The following is a 14207-nucleotide window of genomic DNA, read 5'->3' as shown; positions in this document are numbered from 1 at the left end:
TGAAGCGATGAAATTCCGAACACTGGCCCTTGCGACACTGTGTCTGGCAGGCACCGCCCACGCGCAGATCACGCCGCCGCCGCCGCCGATCGCCAACAGCCCGCAGGCGGCCGCGCAGGCGCAGGCGCAGGATCAGCAGCCGGTAATCGATATCGTGGGCGGTATTTCCGCACCCATGCCGATCGCCATTCCTGCGATGCCCACCGCTGCCGTGGTCGATACCCCGGCCGGCTCGACCGACGTGTTGGGGCAGAAGCTTGCCGACGTGATCACCAACGATCTGCGCGGCTCGGGGCTGTTCACGCCGGTGCCCCCGGCGCAGCTGCGCACGGTCGCTTTCCCGGAAGTCACCGCCCCCGCCTATGATTATTGGGGCGGCACCGGCGCCCAGTCGCTGGTGCAGGGCTATGTCCGCGCCAATGCGGATGGCTCGCTCACCGTCGGCTGTTACCTCTACGACGTGCTCGCCAAGGTGGAGTTGATTCGCCAGGGCTTCGTGGTGTCGCCTGCCGATTGGCGCCGCGCCGGCCATAAATGCGCCGACGCGATCTATTCGCGCCTCACCGGCGAAGGCCCCTATTTCGATACCCAGGTCGTCTATATCGCCGAAAGCGGTCCGAAGAATCGCCGCCGCAAGCAGCTGGCGATCATGGACCAGGATGGCGCCAATCACCGCTTCCTCACCAACGGCCAGTCGATCACGCTGACGCCGCGCCTGTCGCCCAAGCTCAACGCGATCCTGTATATGAGCTTCGAGAAGGATCGGCCGTCGATCCACGTCTACGATCTCAATTCGCGTCAGGATCGTACGCTCGTCTCCAACGTCGCGCTCAATTTCGCGCCGCACTGGTCGCCCGATGCGCGCTGGGTGCTGTTCTCGATGGCGATCGGCGGCAATACCGATATCTACCGCGTACCCGCCAGCGGCGGCACGCCGGAGCGGCTGACCAATTCGCCGGGTATCGACACGGGTGGGTCCTATTCGCCCGATGGCTCGAAGATCGTGTTCGAAAGCGATCGCGGCGGCAGCCAGCAGCTCTATGTGATGAATGCGGATGGCTCCAACCAGCACCGCATCAGCTTCGGCGGCGGGCGCTATGCCGCGCCGGCCTGGAGCCCGCGCGGCGACCAGATCGCCTTCACCCGCATGGGCGGCGGCGCGTTCCGCATCGGCGTGATGAACCCCTCGGGCGGCGGCGAGCAACTGCTTACCAACAGCTGGGGCGACGAAGGGCCGAGCTGGGCGCCCAATGGCCGCGTGATTATCTTCTTCCGATCGGCCCAGGGATCGGGCCGTCCAGATCTGTGGACGGTCGATCTCACCGGCCGCGCGACACGAAAAGTGCCGACGCCGCTCGATGGTTCGGATCCAAATTGGGGCGCCGTGCGTCCCTGATACGAAGTAGAAACTTTAGCGTAACGAATGCGCTTCATGCGCGACCGCCAGTGACAAGGAGGATAACATGACCAAGCTCGTCCCCAGCCTGATGCTCGGCGTGGCGCTCGTCGCCACCGCAGCCTGCTCGAAGAAGCCGCCGAAGGAACTGCCGCCCGCGCCGACGGAAACCCCGGCGCCGGCCCAGCCCTATGGCAATGGCGAAACCACGCAGGCGACGCCGCTCTCCGAGCAGTTCCGTCGTGACGTGACCAGCGACACGATCCACTTTGCGCTGGACCAGTACGACGTTGATCAGGAATCGCGCGCGATCCTCGACAGCCAGGCGAAGTGGCTCGTGGCGCACCCGAACGTCCGCATCACCGTGGAAGGTCATTGCGACGAGCGCGGCACCCGTGAGTACAATCTGGCGCTTGGCGACCGCCGTGCCAATGCCGCGAAGAACTATCTCGCCGCGCAGGGGGTCTCCGCTGATCGCATCTCCACGATCAGCTATGGCAAGGAACGCCCGATCGCGATGGGTTCGGATGAGGCGGCTTGGGCGCAGAACCGCCGCGCGGTGACCATCGTTCTGAACTGACCGGCGGTCGTACCGACGGAATTTTGGCCGCCGGGACAATGCTCCGGCGGCCTTTTTCGTGCGCCATGATTTCGACGCGATGCGGCCGGGACACGAAAGCGCGCAGCCGCGCCTCGTATGAGTCCAGATCCGCTTGCACTCCGCCTCCGAGCGATATAAATGTGATATCACAATTCAGGAGGGAAAGATGACGGACCTACGGAGTGCGGCGCCTGCATTGCGGCACAGCAGTGAGTCCGCTGCGCAGACCGCCAGCGGCTATGGCATGTTGTTGGTCGCCGTGGCGGCGCTGGCCGCAGGCGGGCTCGCCTTTACCCAGGTCGATCGCGTGCCGGATTGGGTGTTCATTGGGTGGCTCGTGCTGGCCTCCGTCGCAATCGCGTTCGTGCTGTGCGGATTCTACCTGCTCCAGCCCAACCAGGCGGCAGCGATCCTTCTGTTCGGCGATTATCGCGGTACCGATCGTTCCTCTGGCCTGCGCTGGTCCTGGCCGTGGCTTATCAAGAAGACCATCTCCGTCCGGGCCAACAACATGATCTCGGACAAGATCAAGGTGAATGATCTGCGCGGCAACCCGATCGAGATGGCGGCGCAGGTGGTGTGGCGGGTGACCGATACGGCACAGGCGCTGTTCGATGTGGACGATTACAAGGCATTCGTGAATGTCCAGATCGAGGCGGCGGTGCGCACCATCGGCTCGCGCTATCCCTATGACGATTTCGAGCATCAGGAGATCACGCTACGTGGCAATCACGATCAGGTCGGCGGCGAACTGCGTACCGAACTGATCGCGCGGCTGGCGGTGGCGGGCATCACCGTCGACGAATGCGGCTTCACCCATCTCGCCTATGCCCAGGAAATCGCCGGTGCGATGCTGCGGCGGCAGCAGGCGCAGGCGGTGGTCGCCGCGCGCAAGGCGCTGGTCGAAGGTGCGGTGGGGATGGTTGAAATGGCGTTGGACCAGCTATCGGCCAAGAATGTCGTGGAACTGGATGACGAACGCCGCGCCGCCATGGTGTCGAACCTGATGGTCGTGTTGTGCGGCGAGCGGGATACCCAGCCGGTGGTGAATGCGGGCTCGCTCTATCAGTAAGGCAAGGTGGTGAGCGTTCCCCCCCAGAAAAAGGCGTTTCCTCTCCGCGTCGATCCCGCGTTATACGCGGCGATCGAGCGGAGTGCGGCGAGCGACCTGCGCAGCGTGAACGCGCAGGTGGAATGTCTGCTGCGCGAGGCGCTGGCCCGGCGGGGCGTGAAGCTGGCGGATCCGGTGCGGCCGAAGCGCGGGCGCCCGGCAAAGGCCGTGCAGGGAGACGAGGAATGACGCAGGATCCGCTGCGCACCCATTATTGGTTTCGGCCCAGAATGCTCGGGATCGTTTCCGCGCCGGTGACCTGGCAGGGGTGGGTGGTTGTGCTGGCCTATGGCCTGCTTGCCGGCTGGATGATCGATCGCGCCGTGCACGGCAGCGCGGCCCATGGCTGGCTGCTGCTGCCGGTCACGATTTTTGCCTGGCTGTTCTGTTTCTGGCACACCGATGGCGGGTGGCGCCGGGAGACGTGAATGCGGCTCAGCCCAGGGCTTCGTCGAGCAATCGTGCCAGGCGCAGTCCGCCGCGGACCACCTGTTGGCGCGCCACCGGCACCAGCGTTTCGATCGCCGCTTCGCTGAGCTTTCCGGGATGGGCCGGTGCGGTGCACATGGCGCTGCCAACGGCAGCCGGATAGGCGAAATCGCGCGCGACTTCCCAATTTTCCCGGCTCCATTCCTCGATGCTGCCGGCTGACAGCGATGCCCGGTCGGCGGCGCTGTATCGGCGCACCGGCGAGGGTGGGGTCGAGATCGCGCGTTCCGCCAGATAGCCGTCCCAGACCGAATGCAGGTTCAGCCTTTTGCTGGTGAAGATGCCATAGCTGGTCTTGACCTGGTTGCCGCCGAGATCGTTGTGATCGCCCGCGTGCAGCGGTTGGTGCAGATCCCCGACGAAGTGGATCAGAAAGGCCAGCGCCTGCACCCGCTCGCGCAACGGGAGCTTGCGGTCCTTCAGCAGTTTCATGTCGCGTTCGATCTGTGCGGAGACGCAGTTGCCATCGCGGCAGGGGGGATTCAGGTCGAATGGCTTGCAGATGTCGATATTCTGATAATGCCACGAATAGGCATAGCTGAATCGCGGCCCCAGCGTCTTGATGCAATCGGCCCAGACGCTCGCCTCCTCGATGGTGCGCGCCGGGCACGTTGGTGTGTCCAGGAGCGTAGCGCGTGCGAGCAGCGCGTCGATCCGGGCACGAACCTGTGGGGTCACGTTGCGATAGGCGATCGCGGCGACGGTCTGGTGGCCATATTCCCAATAGGCGGCAGCCGGGCTGGCGGTGCCGATGCCGATCAGCGCGGCGAGCAGAAGCAGAAAGCGACTCATGCGCCCGCCCTAGGCTTGCGCCACTTCCGCATCAATCGGTTAGCGATGCGCGTCCCCGAAGATGGCGACGACCCTCTCGCCGCCGGCCGAGGTCTTGCCGCGATACATGCCGGGGGTGGTGAAGTGCCAATCGAGCGCGCCATCGGGCGACGCCAGGATAACGCCACCAACGCCGCCCATCGCCTGCACATCGGCCATCACCACATCGGCGGCCTGCTTGGCGGTTTCGCCCTTGAACCGCATCCGCGCGCAGATCTCATGGGCGACCCCTTCGCGGATGAAGAACTCGCCCGATCCCGTCGCGGAAACCGCGCAGGCGCGATCATCGGCATAGGTGCCGGCACCGATCACCGGCGAATCGCCCACCCGCCCCCAGCGCTTGCCGGTGAGCCCTCCCGTCGAGGTCGCGGCGGCGACATGGCCATGGATATCCATCGCGACGGCGCCGACCGTGCCGTATTTCATGTCCACGTCAAAGCCGCCGCGTGCGGTATCGGCCTGCATCCACGCCAGCTGCTGGCGCCGCTCGGCGGTGCCGAACCAGCCATTGTCGACCTGCTCCAGCCCCTGTTCGCGTGCGAACTGATCGGCGCCCGCGCCGGCAAGGAGCACGTGCGGACTGGCCGCCAGTACCGATCGGGCAAGCGCCACCGGATGACGCGTGGTGGTGACGCCGGCGACCGCACCGGCCGCACGATCGCGGCCGTCCATGATCGCCGCATCGAGCGTGTGCGTGCCCTCCCAGGTGAACACCGATCCGCGGCCGGCATTGAAATGCGGATCATCCTCCAGCACCTGCACCGCCGCCTGCACCGCCTCGACGGCCGATCCGCCGGCGGCGAGAATGGCGGAACCCGCATCCAGGGCGGCGTGCAGACCGGCTTCGGCGCCGCTGACCTGCTCGGGGGCGAGCGTGTCGCGCACCATGCTGCCCGCGCCGCCGTGAATGGCGAGGGTCCATCGCGGCGTGGCGGCGGTCGACATGGATAGGGCTCCGGCTGGGGTTCGCGCCGCTCCCCTAGCAGATTGCCGCCGGTCTGCCAGGGGCGCGACGACCGCGCAGGCGCAGCGCAGCGCCGCCCAGGCCCATCCCCCCGATCAGCAGCAGCCACTGGCCCCGCTCCGCCGCCGAGAGCGTGGCGCTGTAACGGGCGTCGGTAAACCCGTTGCCCAGATCGATGCGGAACAAGCCCGACATTGCTTGTCCTTTGAAATCATGGACAATATCCGGATCGTTGATCGGGATGTCGAAGATTTCGGCGGTGGTTACCGTGCCACGGAACGATCGGGTATAGACCTGTGCTTGGGCAGCGGGCGTGCAGGTAAGGCACGCTGCCCGTGCGAAGCTGCGTATCCGGAACCGCATCGGCCTCGCGCGTCTGCCCTAGGCGGCGGGGGAGTCAGGGGCTATATGGCGGCCCATGTCCGTACGACCCTGGCGCGATATCGTCCGGCGGCAAAGCCGTCAGATCATGGTGGGCAACGTGCCCGTTGGCGGCGATGCGCCGGTGACGGTGCAGACCATGACCAACACCGCCACCTCCGACGTGAAGGCGACGATCGACCAGATCCGCCGCTGCGAGGAAGCCGGCGCGGACATCATCCGCGTCTCCTGCCCGGACGTGGAGAGCACTGCGGCCCTCAAGCAGATCGTCCGCGCCGCGCGCGTGCCGATCGTCGCCGACATCCATTTCCACTACAAGCGCGCGCTGGAAGCCGCCGACGCCGGCGCCGCCTGCCTGCGCATCAATCCCGGCAATATCGGCTCGGCCGATCGGGTGAACGAGGTGGTCAACGCCGCCAAGGCGAACGGCGCTGCGATCCGCATCGGCGTCAATGCCGGCAGCCTGGAGAAGGACCTGCTGGAAAAGTACGGCGAGCCCTGCCCGGAGGCGCTGGTCGAATCCGCGCTCGACCATATAAAGCTGCTGCAGGACCGCGACTTCCACGAATTCAAGGTGGCGGTGAAGGCGAGCGACGTGTTCCTCGCGGTCGCCGCCTATCAGCAGCTGGCCGACGCGGTCGATTGCCCGCTGCACCTGGGCATCACCGAAGCGGGCGGGTTCGTCGGCGGCACGGTCAAGTCGGCGATCGGCATCGGCTCGCTCTTGTGGTTCGGCATCGGCGATACGATCCGCGTCAGCCTCTCGGCCGAGCCCGAGGAGGAAGTGCGCGTCGGCTTCGAGATCCTCAAGGCGCTCGGCATCCGTAATCGCGGCGTGCGCGTCGTCTCCTGCCCCAGCTGCGCGCGGCAGGGCTTCGACGTGATCCGCACCGTGCAGGCGCTGGAAGAACGGCTCCAGCACATCCGCACGCCGCTGTCGCTCTCGGTGCTCGGCTGCGTCGTCAACGGCCCCGGCGAGGCGCGCGAGACCGATATCGGCCTCACCGGCGGCGGCAACGGCAAGCACATGGTCTATCTGTCGGGCCTGACCGACCATACGGTCGAGGATGCCGACATGCTCGATCACATCGTCAAGCTCGTCGAGGCCAAGGCCGCCGAGATCGAAGCCGCGAACGCCGCGACGCCCCAAGCGGCGGAGTGAACCCCGAACCCAATGCCGCGCTGATCGACGCGGGCGCGGTGGTGGCGGCATTGTTCCTCGCCCGTCTTGTCGCGCTTCGGCTGGGCGGCCGCCAGGGATGGACCGGGTGGATCGCGCGCTGGCTGCGGCGCGGGGTGGCGGCGGCATTGCTGGTACCGGCGTTGCGGCTTGTGGCGCTGGCGATGCAGGGGGGCGATCGCGCGCCGTTGCTCGTCGCTGCGGCCGTAGCGATTCTTGCCGCGGGCGCAATGCTGGCGCTGCTGGACGACCTGCTGGTCGGCGCGATTCGCGCCCGACATATCCGGTAAGCGCGCGGCCGGTTCTCGAGGGCGCGCGGCACGGTACCCGGCGCTAAACTTTGCGCGCCCCTCGCCAACGCTGGCCGATGCCGTTAACCGGCGGGTATGAAACGGTCGCCTGCTTTCGCCTTTGCCGTAGCCGCTATCGGCATTGCCAATTATTCGCTGATGGACGCGGTGATGAAGGGCATGTCGATCGCGCACGGCGCGTACAGCGCGGTGCTTTGGCGATCGGTTGGGGCGATCGTGCTGCTCGGCCCCATCTTTCTGATGCGGCGTACGCCATGGCCCAGCCGGCAGGCGTTGGGGCTGCATCTCGGGCGCGGCGTGCTTGCGGGCAGTTCGGTGGTGCTGTTTTTCTGGGGGTTGGTGCGGGTCACCATGGCGCAGGGCGTTGCGCTTACCTTCCTGGCCCCGCTGATCGCCCTGTTTCTGGCCGCCGCCTTTCTTGGCGAAACGATCCGCCGCGCCGCGATCGGGGGATCGATGGTCGCCAGCCTGGGGGTGCTCGCGATCGCGGCCGGACAGGCACAGGCCAACGCCTCGACCGATGTCGTGCTCGGCTCGGTCGCGGTCTTCGCCGCTTCGATCCTGTATGCCGGTAGCCTGATCATGTTGCGGCGCCAGGCCCAGATCGCCGATCCCATCGAAGTGGCGCTGTTCACCAGTATCGTGCTGACGCTGCTGCTGCTCCCGGGCGCGCCCTGGTTTTCCGCGATGCCGGACCTGGCGATCTGGCCGTGGATTCTCGGGGCGGCGCTGGTCGGATCGGTTTCTGCGGTGCTGCTCGCCTGGGCCTATGGCCTTGCCGAGGCGCAGGTGCTGGCTCCGGTGGAGTATACCGCTTTCGTTTGGGCAGCGCTGCTCGGCTATGTCGTGTTCGACGAACGGGTCTCGGCCTGGACGGTCGGCGGCGCGCTGCTCATCATCCTGGGCTGTCTGCTCGCGATCCGTGGCCGCGTGGCACCCGCTCCACAGACCGAGGCTGGAGCATGACACATATTCGTTTCGCAACGGCCGCCGATGTGCCGCAGATTATCGCCTTCGTTCGCGAACTCGCGGCCTTCGAACGGGAGCCTGACGCGGTGGTGGCGACCGAGGCAATGCTGGAAGCGGCGCTGTTCGGCCCCCGCCCCGCTGCCGAGGCGGTGATCGCCGAAGGCGCCGACGGCGCGCCGCTGGGCTTCGCGCTGTTCTTCCAGAACTTCTCCACCTGGACGGGGCTGCCGGGCATGTATCTGGAAGACCTGTACGTTACGCCGGCCGCGCGTGGGGCGGGGGTCGGCAAGGCGCTTCTGCGGCATTTGGCCGATATCGCGGTGGAACGCGGTTATGGCAGGTTCGAATGGTCGGTCCTCGATTGGAACCAGCCGGCGATCGATTTCTACCGCGCGATGGGGGCAGTCGGCATGGACGAATGGACGGTGCAGCGGGTGACCGGCGACGCACTTCGGGCGCTGGCCGGTCGCTGATGGGCTGGATCTATCTGCTGCTCGGCGGGCTGTGCGAAGTGGGCTTCACCACCTGCATGCGCTTCACCGAGGGGTTCCGCAACATTCCCTGGACGCTGGCTTTCCTCGCCTTCATCGCGGTTTCGATGGCGCTGCTCGAAATGGCCTCGCGCACGGTGCCGCTGGGGACGGCCTACGCCGTGTGGGGTGGGATCGGTGCGCTCGGCACGGTGATCGTCGGCATGCTCTGGTTCGGCGAGCCGGTGAGCGGGGTGCGTATCCTGCTGATCGTCGGCCTGGTCGGCTGCATCGCCGGGCTGCGGCTGGCAGGCGGCGGCCACTGATGGCGCTCGACACCGGGCTGGTCGAATGGGTGCGCGAGGCGCTGGCCCCGATCGGCACGGTGACGATGCGCAGGATGATGGGCGGGGCGACGCTCTATTGTGACGGCACGGTGTTCGCGATTCTCGCCTTCGACGAACTCTGGTTCAAGGCCGATGCGGAGAGCGATGCCGCCTGGGACGCCGCCGGCGCCGATCGCTTCACCTATGATGCCAAGGGCCGCACGATGGTGATGCACTATCGCCGCGCGCCCGCCGAGGCCTATGACGATGCCGATGCGCTACGTGAGTGGGCGCGGCTGGCGATAGCGGCCGGGTTGCGGGCGCCACCGCGCAAGGCGCGGAAAAAGGACTAGGCGCTCCCCATATTGTCTGACAAGAATGCAGCAAGACGGTAGCGTCAGGGGAGAGAATGTCCATGAAAGCCAAGTCGCTTCTGCTGTTTGGCGCAGCACTTACCGCGACCATTGCGCCGAGTTTTTTCGCGCAGGCCGTGCCGCTTCAGGCTGCCACCGCCGAGGGCGCGACGCTGCTCGCGCAGAACTCGACGGGGGCCACCTTCCGCACCGCGCAGGGCGTGCTGGCGCTCACCGTCTGGGGCGATCATATCCTTCGCGTCTCGATGCTGCGCGAAGGGGCAGAGCGGACGCCGGATCTCGCGCTGGTTGGCCAGCCGGCCAAGGTGGCATGGACGCTTGACCAGCAGCCGGAACGTTATCTGCTGGCCACTCCGGCGATGCGGATCAGCGTCGATCGCAAGACCGGCGCGGTGGCGCTGCTTGGCGCCGACGGGAAGCCGCTGGTCGCCGAGACCGATCTCTATCGACGGCGCCTCGGCGGTACGCCCGCCGCTGATGGTGCCGTCCAGCTCGTTTTCGCGGCTCCCGAAGGACGCGCCGTCTATGGCCTCGGCCAGCATCAGGCGGGCCTGCTCGATTATCGTGGTACGATCGTCCGGCTGCAGCAGGCGAACACCGATGTCGGCGTGCCGGTGCTGGTCTCGCCCGCCGGGTTCGGGCTGTTCTGGAACAATGCCGCGGTCACCGAGGTCGCGGTGGATACCCCGCAGGCGGGCAACCGCATCGTCTTCCGGTCGCAGGCGGGCGAGGGCGTCGACTATTTCCTGTTCGCGGGGCCGGACGTCGACCAGGTGATCGGCGCCTATCGCCAGCTCACCGGCGCTGCCTCGCTGCTGCCGCGCTGGGCCTGGGGGCTGTGGCAGTCGAAGGAACGCTATGGCTCGCAGGCCGAACTGCTCGGCGTGGCGGCCGAGTATCGCCGGCTGGGCATTCCCCTCGATGCGGTCGTGCAGGACTGGCAATATTGGCCGGCCGGCCGCTGGGGCAGCCACGAGATGGATGCAAGCCGCTTCCCGGATCCCAAGGCGATGCTCGATACGCTGCACCGGCAGAATCTGCACAGCATCGTATCGGTCTGGCCGCGATTCGATCTGGGGCTGGAGAATAGCAAGGCGCTCGATGCGATCGGCGGCCTGTACCCAAAGACCTACCCGAACGTGTACCCCGCCGGTGAAGGCCGCTGGTACGATGCCTTCTCGTCCAAGGCCCGCGCGCTGTACTGGCGGCAGATCTCCGATCGTCTGGGGAAGGCGGGATTCGACGGCTACTGGCTCGACGGAAGCGAGGCGGAACTTGGCGGCCATTGGGGCGAAATGGCCGAGGTGAATACGGCCGCGGGGCCGGGTGCGCAGCTCTTCAATGCCTATCCGCTGATGCATACCACCGCGGTGCATGACGGCATGGCAGCCGATTATGCTGGCAAGCGACCGCTGTTACTCACCCGTTCGGCCTGGGCAGGGCAGCAACGCAACGGCGCCTTCACTTGGTCGGGCGATGTGAGCGGGCGGTGGGACGTGTTCGCCAGGCAGATCCCGGCGGGCGTCAATTTCTCGATGACCGGCAATCCCTTCTGGTCGGCGGATATCGGCGGCTTCTTCGGCGGCAGCCCCAAGGATCCCGCCTATCAGGAGCTGTTCACCCGCTGGCTGCAGTTCGCCGTGTTCAACCCGATGTTCCGCATCCACGGCACCGGCGACGGCAAGGAGGTCTACAGCTTCCCCGAAAGCGTCCGCCAGCCGCTGCTCGACGCGGTGGCGCTGCGCTACCGGCTGCTACCTTTTATCTACGCGCAGAGCTGGCAAGTGGCGGCGCATGGCGCTTCGTTCCTCTATCCGGCGGGGATGGTGTTCCCGAACGACGCCAAGGCGCAGGACCTGCGCGACCAGTATCTGTTCGGCCGCAACCTGCTGGTGAGCCCGGTGATCGAGCAGGGCGCGACCGCGCGCGCGGTCTATTTGCCGGCGGGCACCGACTGGATCGATTTCTGGAGCGGTGCGCGCCATGCGGGCGGCGCGCGGATCCAGGTCGCCGCACCGATCGGGCAGATTCCGGTGCAGGTGGCGGCGGGGACGATCCTGCCGCTCGGATCGCCGGTGCACTATGCCGCCCAGTCCCCCGACCGTCCGATCGAGCTGCGCGTCTATCGCGGCGCCGATGGCCGCTTCACCCTGTATGACGATGCCGGGGATGGCCAGGGCTGGAAGCGCGGCGAGCGGGCCACGATCGACCTGGTGCTGAACGACAAGGCGGGCACGCTGACGATCGGCGCGCGCGAGGGCCGCTATCCCGGCATGGCGAAGACGCGGCGCTTCCGGGTGGTGACGGTCGCGCCGGGCGCGGGAACCGGCCTTGCCGAAGCGCCGGGCCGCGAGATCGTCTATGACGGCAGGCAGGTGGTGGTGGCGCTGTAACGGCGCCACCACGCCCCTTCAGAAATTCGGGTCGAAGTTGAAGAAGATCGGGTTGGAGATCGCGACCATCGGCCCGGCGACCTTCTGGAAATTGTCCACGCCCGGATAGGGCGTCTGCGGGCCTTCCACTTCGACCCGGTAATAGCTGCGGCCCTTGGCCTCGGGCGTGTCGGTAAAGCCCAGCGTGCCGTCCGCGCCGATGTCGAGGGTTGCGAGTTCGCCGGCGTTCTTGATGACGCGGACGCGATACGTCCCTGCCTCGCGCTTGCCCGAGAGGCGCACGGTAAAGCGCACGGGGCCGGCAGGCGCCTTGGCATTGTCACCCATCATCATGTCGGCCTTGCCGTCGCCGTTCACGTCCGCGGTCAGCTCGACGCGCGGGGCATAGGGGTTGGCGCTGATCGAGGCGCGGCCGCGGCCGATCGCGGCGATCACCGCCTCGCGGGTGCGGGCGGGCGCGAACACCCAGGTGGTCGGCGTGCCGATATTGTTGGCGGTCGCCTCCAGCGCCTGGGGCGCGGTGCTGCCCGGGACCGTGCCATGGTGCGAATCGCTGCCGCCCCGCGCGCCGATCTTTCGGCCCGAACTCAGCATGTCGTCCCACACCATCAGGTTGGTCTTGTTCGGTGCCCAGCGGACGGTGTTCCACACCTCCAGCGAATCGACCATGTCGTAGGAATAGCCGAAATGGTCCTTGTTGGTCGGGTGGTTGGCCGAAAGGTGCACGCCAAGGCCGTCCTTCACCTTCTGCACCGCCACATCGCGGGCATCGCGGATGTCGAACAGCTTCTGGTGGTCATAGGGCTTGGCCGAGAGGATCACGGCATGGCCGCGCACGGTCGTCCATTCCGCGCCGTAGAGCAGCAGCAGCTTGTCCGAATGGAATTCCGGGTCGCTCCAGGTGTGGTGCGCGGTGTCGCCGTTCACATGGTTGTCATGGTCGCTGATCAGCAGGAAGTCGAAGCCGGCACGTTCGGCATCGGCGATGATCCGCGCCTCGCTGTGGTTGGTCGAATCCTTGCTGTGCCGCGAGTGGACGTGCAGGTCGCCCTTCATCCACACGCCGTCGGTCAGGCTGGCGACGACGAACTTGTCATTGGTCTGGGCGGAGGCAGCAGGCGCAAGTAGCACGGCAAGCGCGAGGGCGGCGACACGGAACATGGATTCTCCGGCAGGCTGGGTTCGGGCGGATGCCCTGCCGCTCAACTACCGCCGAGAACGTTGATCGTGAAGGCCACCACGCCCAGGTTGAACACGAAAGCGGCCAGACAGTGCAGCGTCACCACCCGGCGCAGCTGCCGCGTCGTGATCGAGACGTCGCTGGTCTGGAAGGTCATGCCCAGGCAGAAGGCGAAATAGAGGAAGTCCCAGTAATTGGGCTCGGGCGTCTTGGGAAATTCCAGCCCGCCCTTGTCGCGGCCGCCCGGTGCTTCGCTGTAGAAGAGGTGCGCATAATGCAGCGCATAGACGGCGTTGCTGAACGTCCAGCTGAGCGCGAGCGTGCCGATGATCAGCGCGAGCTGCGCGGGCTGGGGCGCCTTGCGCGCCATCAGCTCGCTGGCGATCGCGATCAGGATGATGATGGTGACGGCGCCGGTGATGCCCAGCAGCACCAGCCGGTTCGCATCGTTGTTGCACGCCGAACGCCGCATCGCATCGGACTGGTGCTTCAGCATCGGCACGCAGAGTGCGAGGAACAGCGCTGCGCCGATATCGAAGGCGAGCATCGCGCCGGCGCGGATGCCGAGTTGCGGCACCAGGAACAGCCCTGCCGCGATCGTCGTCGCGGCGAAGGCGAGAAAGCGCGGCGGCGCGAGGACGTTGCCGACCCCTCGGGGTCGGGCCCCGCGCCGCCGCACGTTCTGGCTCAGGCGGCCTTGGCCTTCTTCGCGGCCTCGATCGCCTCGAGGACGATCTGGCGCGCTTCGGCGGCATCGCCCCAGTTGCCGATCCGCACCCACTTTTCGGACTCCAGGTCCTTATAGTGGGTGAAGAAATGCTCGATCTGCTGCAGCACGATCGAGGGAAGGTCAGAACGCTCGCCGACGTCCGAATAATAAGGGAAGGTGCTGTCGACCGGCACGCAGACCAGCTTCTCGTCGCCGCCGGCTTCGTCTTCCAGCTTCAGCACCGCGATCGGGCGCGCACGCACCACGCAGCCCGGCACGAAGGGCGAGCGGGCGATGACGAGCGCGTCGAGCGGGTCGCCGTCGGGCGACAGCGTGTGCGGTACGAAGCCATAGTTGGCCGGATAGCGCATCGGCGTGTGCAGGATGCGATCGACGAACAGCGCGCCGCTCGCCTTGTCGAACTCATACTTCACCGGCTCGCCGCCGACCGGCACTTCGATGACGACGTTCAGGTTGTTGGGGGGATCGTCCCCGACAGGAATCAGATCGATGCGCATGGTT

At 66.7% G+C, this 14207-nt stretch carries 18 protein-coding genes; 12 read left to right on the top strand and 6 right to left on the bottom strand.

The window, feature by feature from the left end; genetic code table 11:
• Window positions 1–7: 7 nt before the first annotated feature.
• From tolB to DD559_RS11710, 5 genes are all read left to right on the top strand, one after another.
• Window positions 8–1396, top strand: coding sequence for a Tol-Pal system beta propeller repeat protein TolB (gene tolB / locus DD559_RS11730; RefSeq protein WP_116469336.1), 1389 nt, complete (start codon window positions 8–10; stop codon window positions 1394–1396).
• Between the two features lie 67 nt (window positions 1397–1463).
• The gene (gene pal / locus DD559_RS11725) at window positions 1464–1976 is read left to right on the top strand and encodes a peptidoglycan-associated lipoprotein Pal (protein WP_116469335.1); all 513 of its coding nucleotides are present in this window, start codon (window positions 1464–1466) and stop codon (window positions 1974–1976) included.
• A 187-nt stretch (window positions 1977–2163) separates the two neighbouring features.
• Window positions 2164–3069, top strand: coding sequence for an SPFH domain-containing protein (locus tag DD559_RS11720; RefSeq protein WP_116469334.1), 906 nt, complete (start codon window positions 2164–2166; stop codon window positions 3067–3069).
• Between the two features lie 9 nt (window positions 3070–3078).
• Window positions 3079–3297: a type II toxin-antitoxin system antitoxin gene (locus DD559_RS11715; RefSeq protein WP_116470872.1), complete on the top strand. Its 219-nt coding sequence runs from the start codon at window positions 3079–3081 to the stop codon at window positions 3295–3297.
• Window positions 3294–3536 carry a hypothetical protein gene (locus tag DD559_RS11710; RefSeq protein WP_133243817.1) on the top strand — a complete coding sequence of 81 codons (243 nt, stop codon included), beginning with the start codon at window positions 3294–3296 and terminating at the stop codon, window positions 3534–3536. Before DD559_RS11715 ends, DD559_RS11710 begins: the two co-directional genes overlap by 4 nt.
• A gap of 7 nt (window positions 3537–3543) precedes the next feature.
• On the opposite strand, the gene DD559_RS11705 is transcribed toward DD559_RS11710, so the two are convergent.
• The 3 genes from DD559_RS11705 to DD559_RS11695 are packed head-to-tail and all read right to left on the bottom strand — an operon-like array spanning window position 3544 to window position 5755.
• Complete coding sequence (locus tag DD559_RS11705) at window positions 3544–4389, bottom strand: S1/P1 nuclease (RefSeq protein ID WP_116469332.1); 846 nt, start codon at window positions 4387–4389, stop codon at window positions 3544–3546.
• 39 nt (window positions 4390–4428) lie between these two features.
• The gene (locus tag DD559_RS11700) at window positions 4429–5373 is read right to left on the bottom strand and encodes an isoaspartyl peptidase/L-asparaginase family protein (protein ID WP_116469331.1); all 945 of its coding nucleotides are present in this window, start codon (window positions 5371–5373) and stop codon (window positions 4429–4431) included.
• Between the two features lie 34 nt (window positions 5374–5407).
• Window positions 5408–5755, bottom strand: coding sequence for a hypothetical protein (locus DD559_RS11695; protein WP_116469330.1), 348 nt, complete (start codon window positions 5753–5755; stop codon window positions 5408–5410).
• Window positions 5756–5810: 55 nt separating this feature from the next.
• Between DD559_RS11695 and ispG the strand changes: the two genes are divergently transcribed.
• The 7 genes from ispG (at window position 5811) to DD559_RS11660 (ending at window position 11796) form a co-directional block, all read left to right on the top strand.
• Window positions 5811–6935 carry a flavodoxin-dependent (E)-4-hydroxy-3-methylbut-2-enyl-diphosphate synthase gene (gene ispG, locus DD559_RS11690; protein WP_116469329.1) on the top strand — a complete coding sequence of 375 codons (1125 nt, stop codon included), beginning with the start codon at window positions 5811–5813 and terminating at the stop codon, window positions 6933–6935.
• Complete coding sequence (locus DD559_RS11685) at window positions 6932–7243, top strand: hypothetical protein (protein ID WP_116469328.1); 312 nt, start codon at window positions 6932–6934, stop codon at window positions 7241–7243. Before ispG ends, DD559_RS11685 begins: the two co-directional genes overlap by 4 nt.
• 96 nt (window positions 7244–7339) lie before the next feature.
• Window positions 7340–8230 (top strand): DMT family transporter, encoded by an 891-nt coding sequence (locus DD559_RS11680; RefSeq protein ID WP_116469327.1) that lies wholly within the window; start codon window positions 7340–7342, stop codon window positions 8228–8230.
• Complete coding sequence (locus DD559_RS11675) at window positions 8227–8706, top strand: GNAT family N-acetyltransferase (RefSeq protein WP_116469326.1); 480 nt, start codon at window positions 8227–8229, stop codon at window positions 8704–8706. Before DD559_RS11680 ends, DD559_RS11675 begins: the two co-directional genes overlap by 4 nt.
• Complete coding sequence (locus tag DD559_RS11670; protein ID WP_116469325.1) at window positions 8706–9029, top strand: DMT family transporter; 324 nt, start codon at window positions 8706–8708, stop codon at window positions 9027–9029. The genes DD559_RS11675 and DD559_RS11670 overlap by 1 nt, the downstream gene beginning before the upstream one ends.
• Window positions 9029–9382, top strand: coding sequence for a TfoX/Sxy family protein (locus DD559_RS11665; protein WP_116469324.1), 354 nt, complete (start codon window positions 9029–9031; stop codon window positions 9380–9382). Before DD559_RS11670 ends, DD559_RS11665 begins: the two co-directional genes overlap by 1 nt.
• A 56-nt stretch (window positions 9383–9438) precedes the next feature.
• Window positions 9439–11796, top strand: a complete 2358-nt coding sequence (locus DD559_RS11660; protein ID WP_116469323.1) for a glycoside hydrolase family 31 protein — start codon at window positions 9439–9441, stop codon at window positions 11794–11796.
• Between the two features lie 18 nt (window positions 11797–11814).
• On the opposite strand, the gene DD559_RS11655 is transcribed toward DD559_RS11660, so the two are convergent.
• From DD559_RS11655 to ppa, 3 genes are all read right to left on the bottom strand, one after another.
• On the bottom strand, window positions 11815–12957 hold the full coding sequence (locus tag DD559_RS11655; protein ID WP_116469322.1) for a CehA/McbA family metallohydrolase: 1143 nt from the start codon (window positions 12955–12957) through the stop codon (window positions 11815–11817).
• Between the two features lie 41 nt (window positions 12958–12998).
• Window positions 12999–13523: a DUF1345 domain-containing protein gene (locus tag DD559_RS11650; protein ID WP_116470871.1), complete on the bottom strand. Its 525-nt coding sequence runs from the start codon at window positions 13521–13523 to the stop codon at window positions 12999–13001.
• 140 nt (window positions 13524–13663) lie between these two features.
• Window positions 13664–14203, bottom strand: a complete 540-nt coding sequence (gene ppa / locus DD559_RS11645) for an inorganic diphosphatase (RefSeq protein WP_116469321.1) — start codon at window positions 14201–14203, stop codon at window positions 13664–13666.
• Between the last annotated feature and the right edge of the window lie 4 nt (window positions 14204–14207).

The organism is Sphingomonas pokkalii (assembly GCF_003096275.1).
Classification (GTDB): Bacteria; Pseudomonadota; Alphaproteobacteria; order Sphingomonadales; family Sphingomonadaceae; genus Sphingomonas; species Sphingomonas pokkalii.
This window is presented reverse-complemented; position numbering and strand designations above follow the sequence as displayed.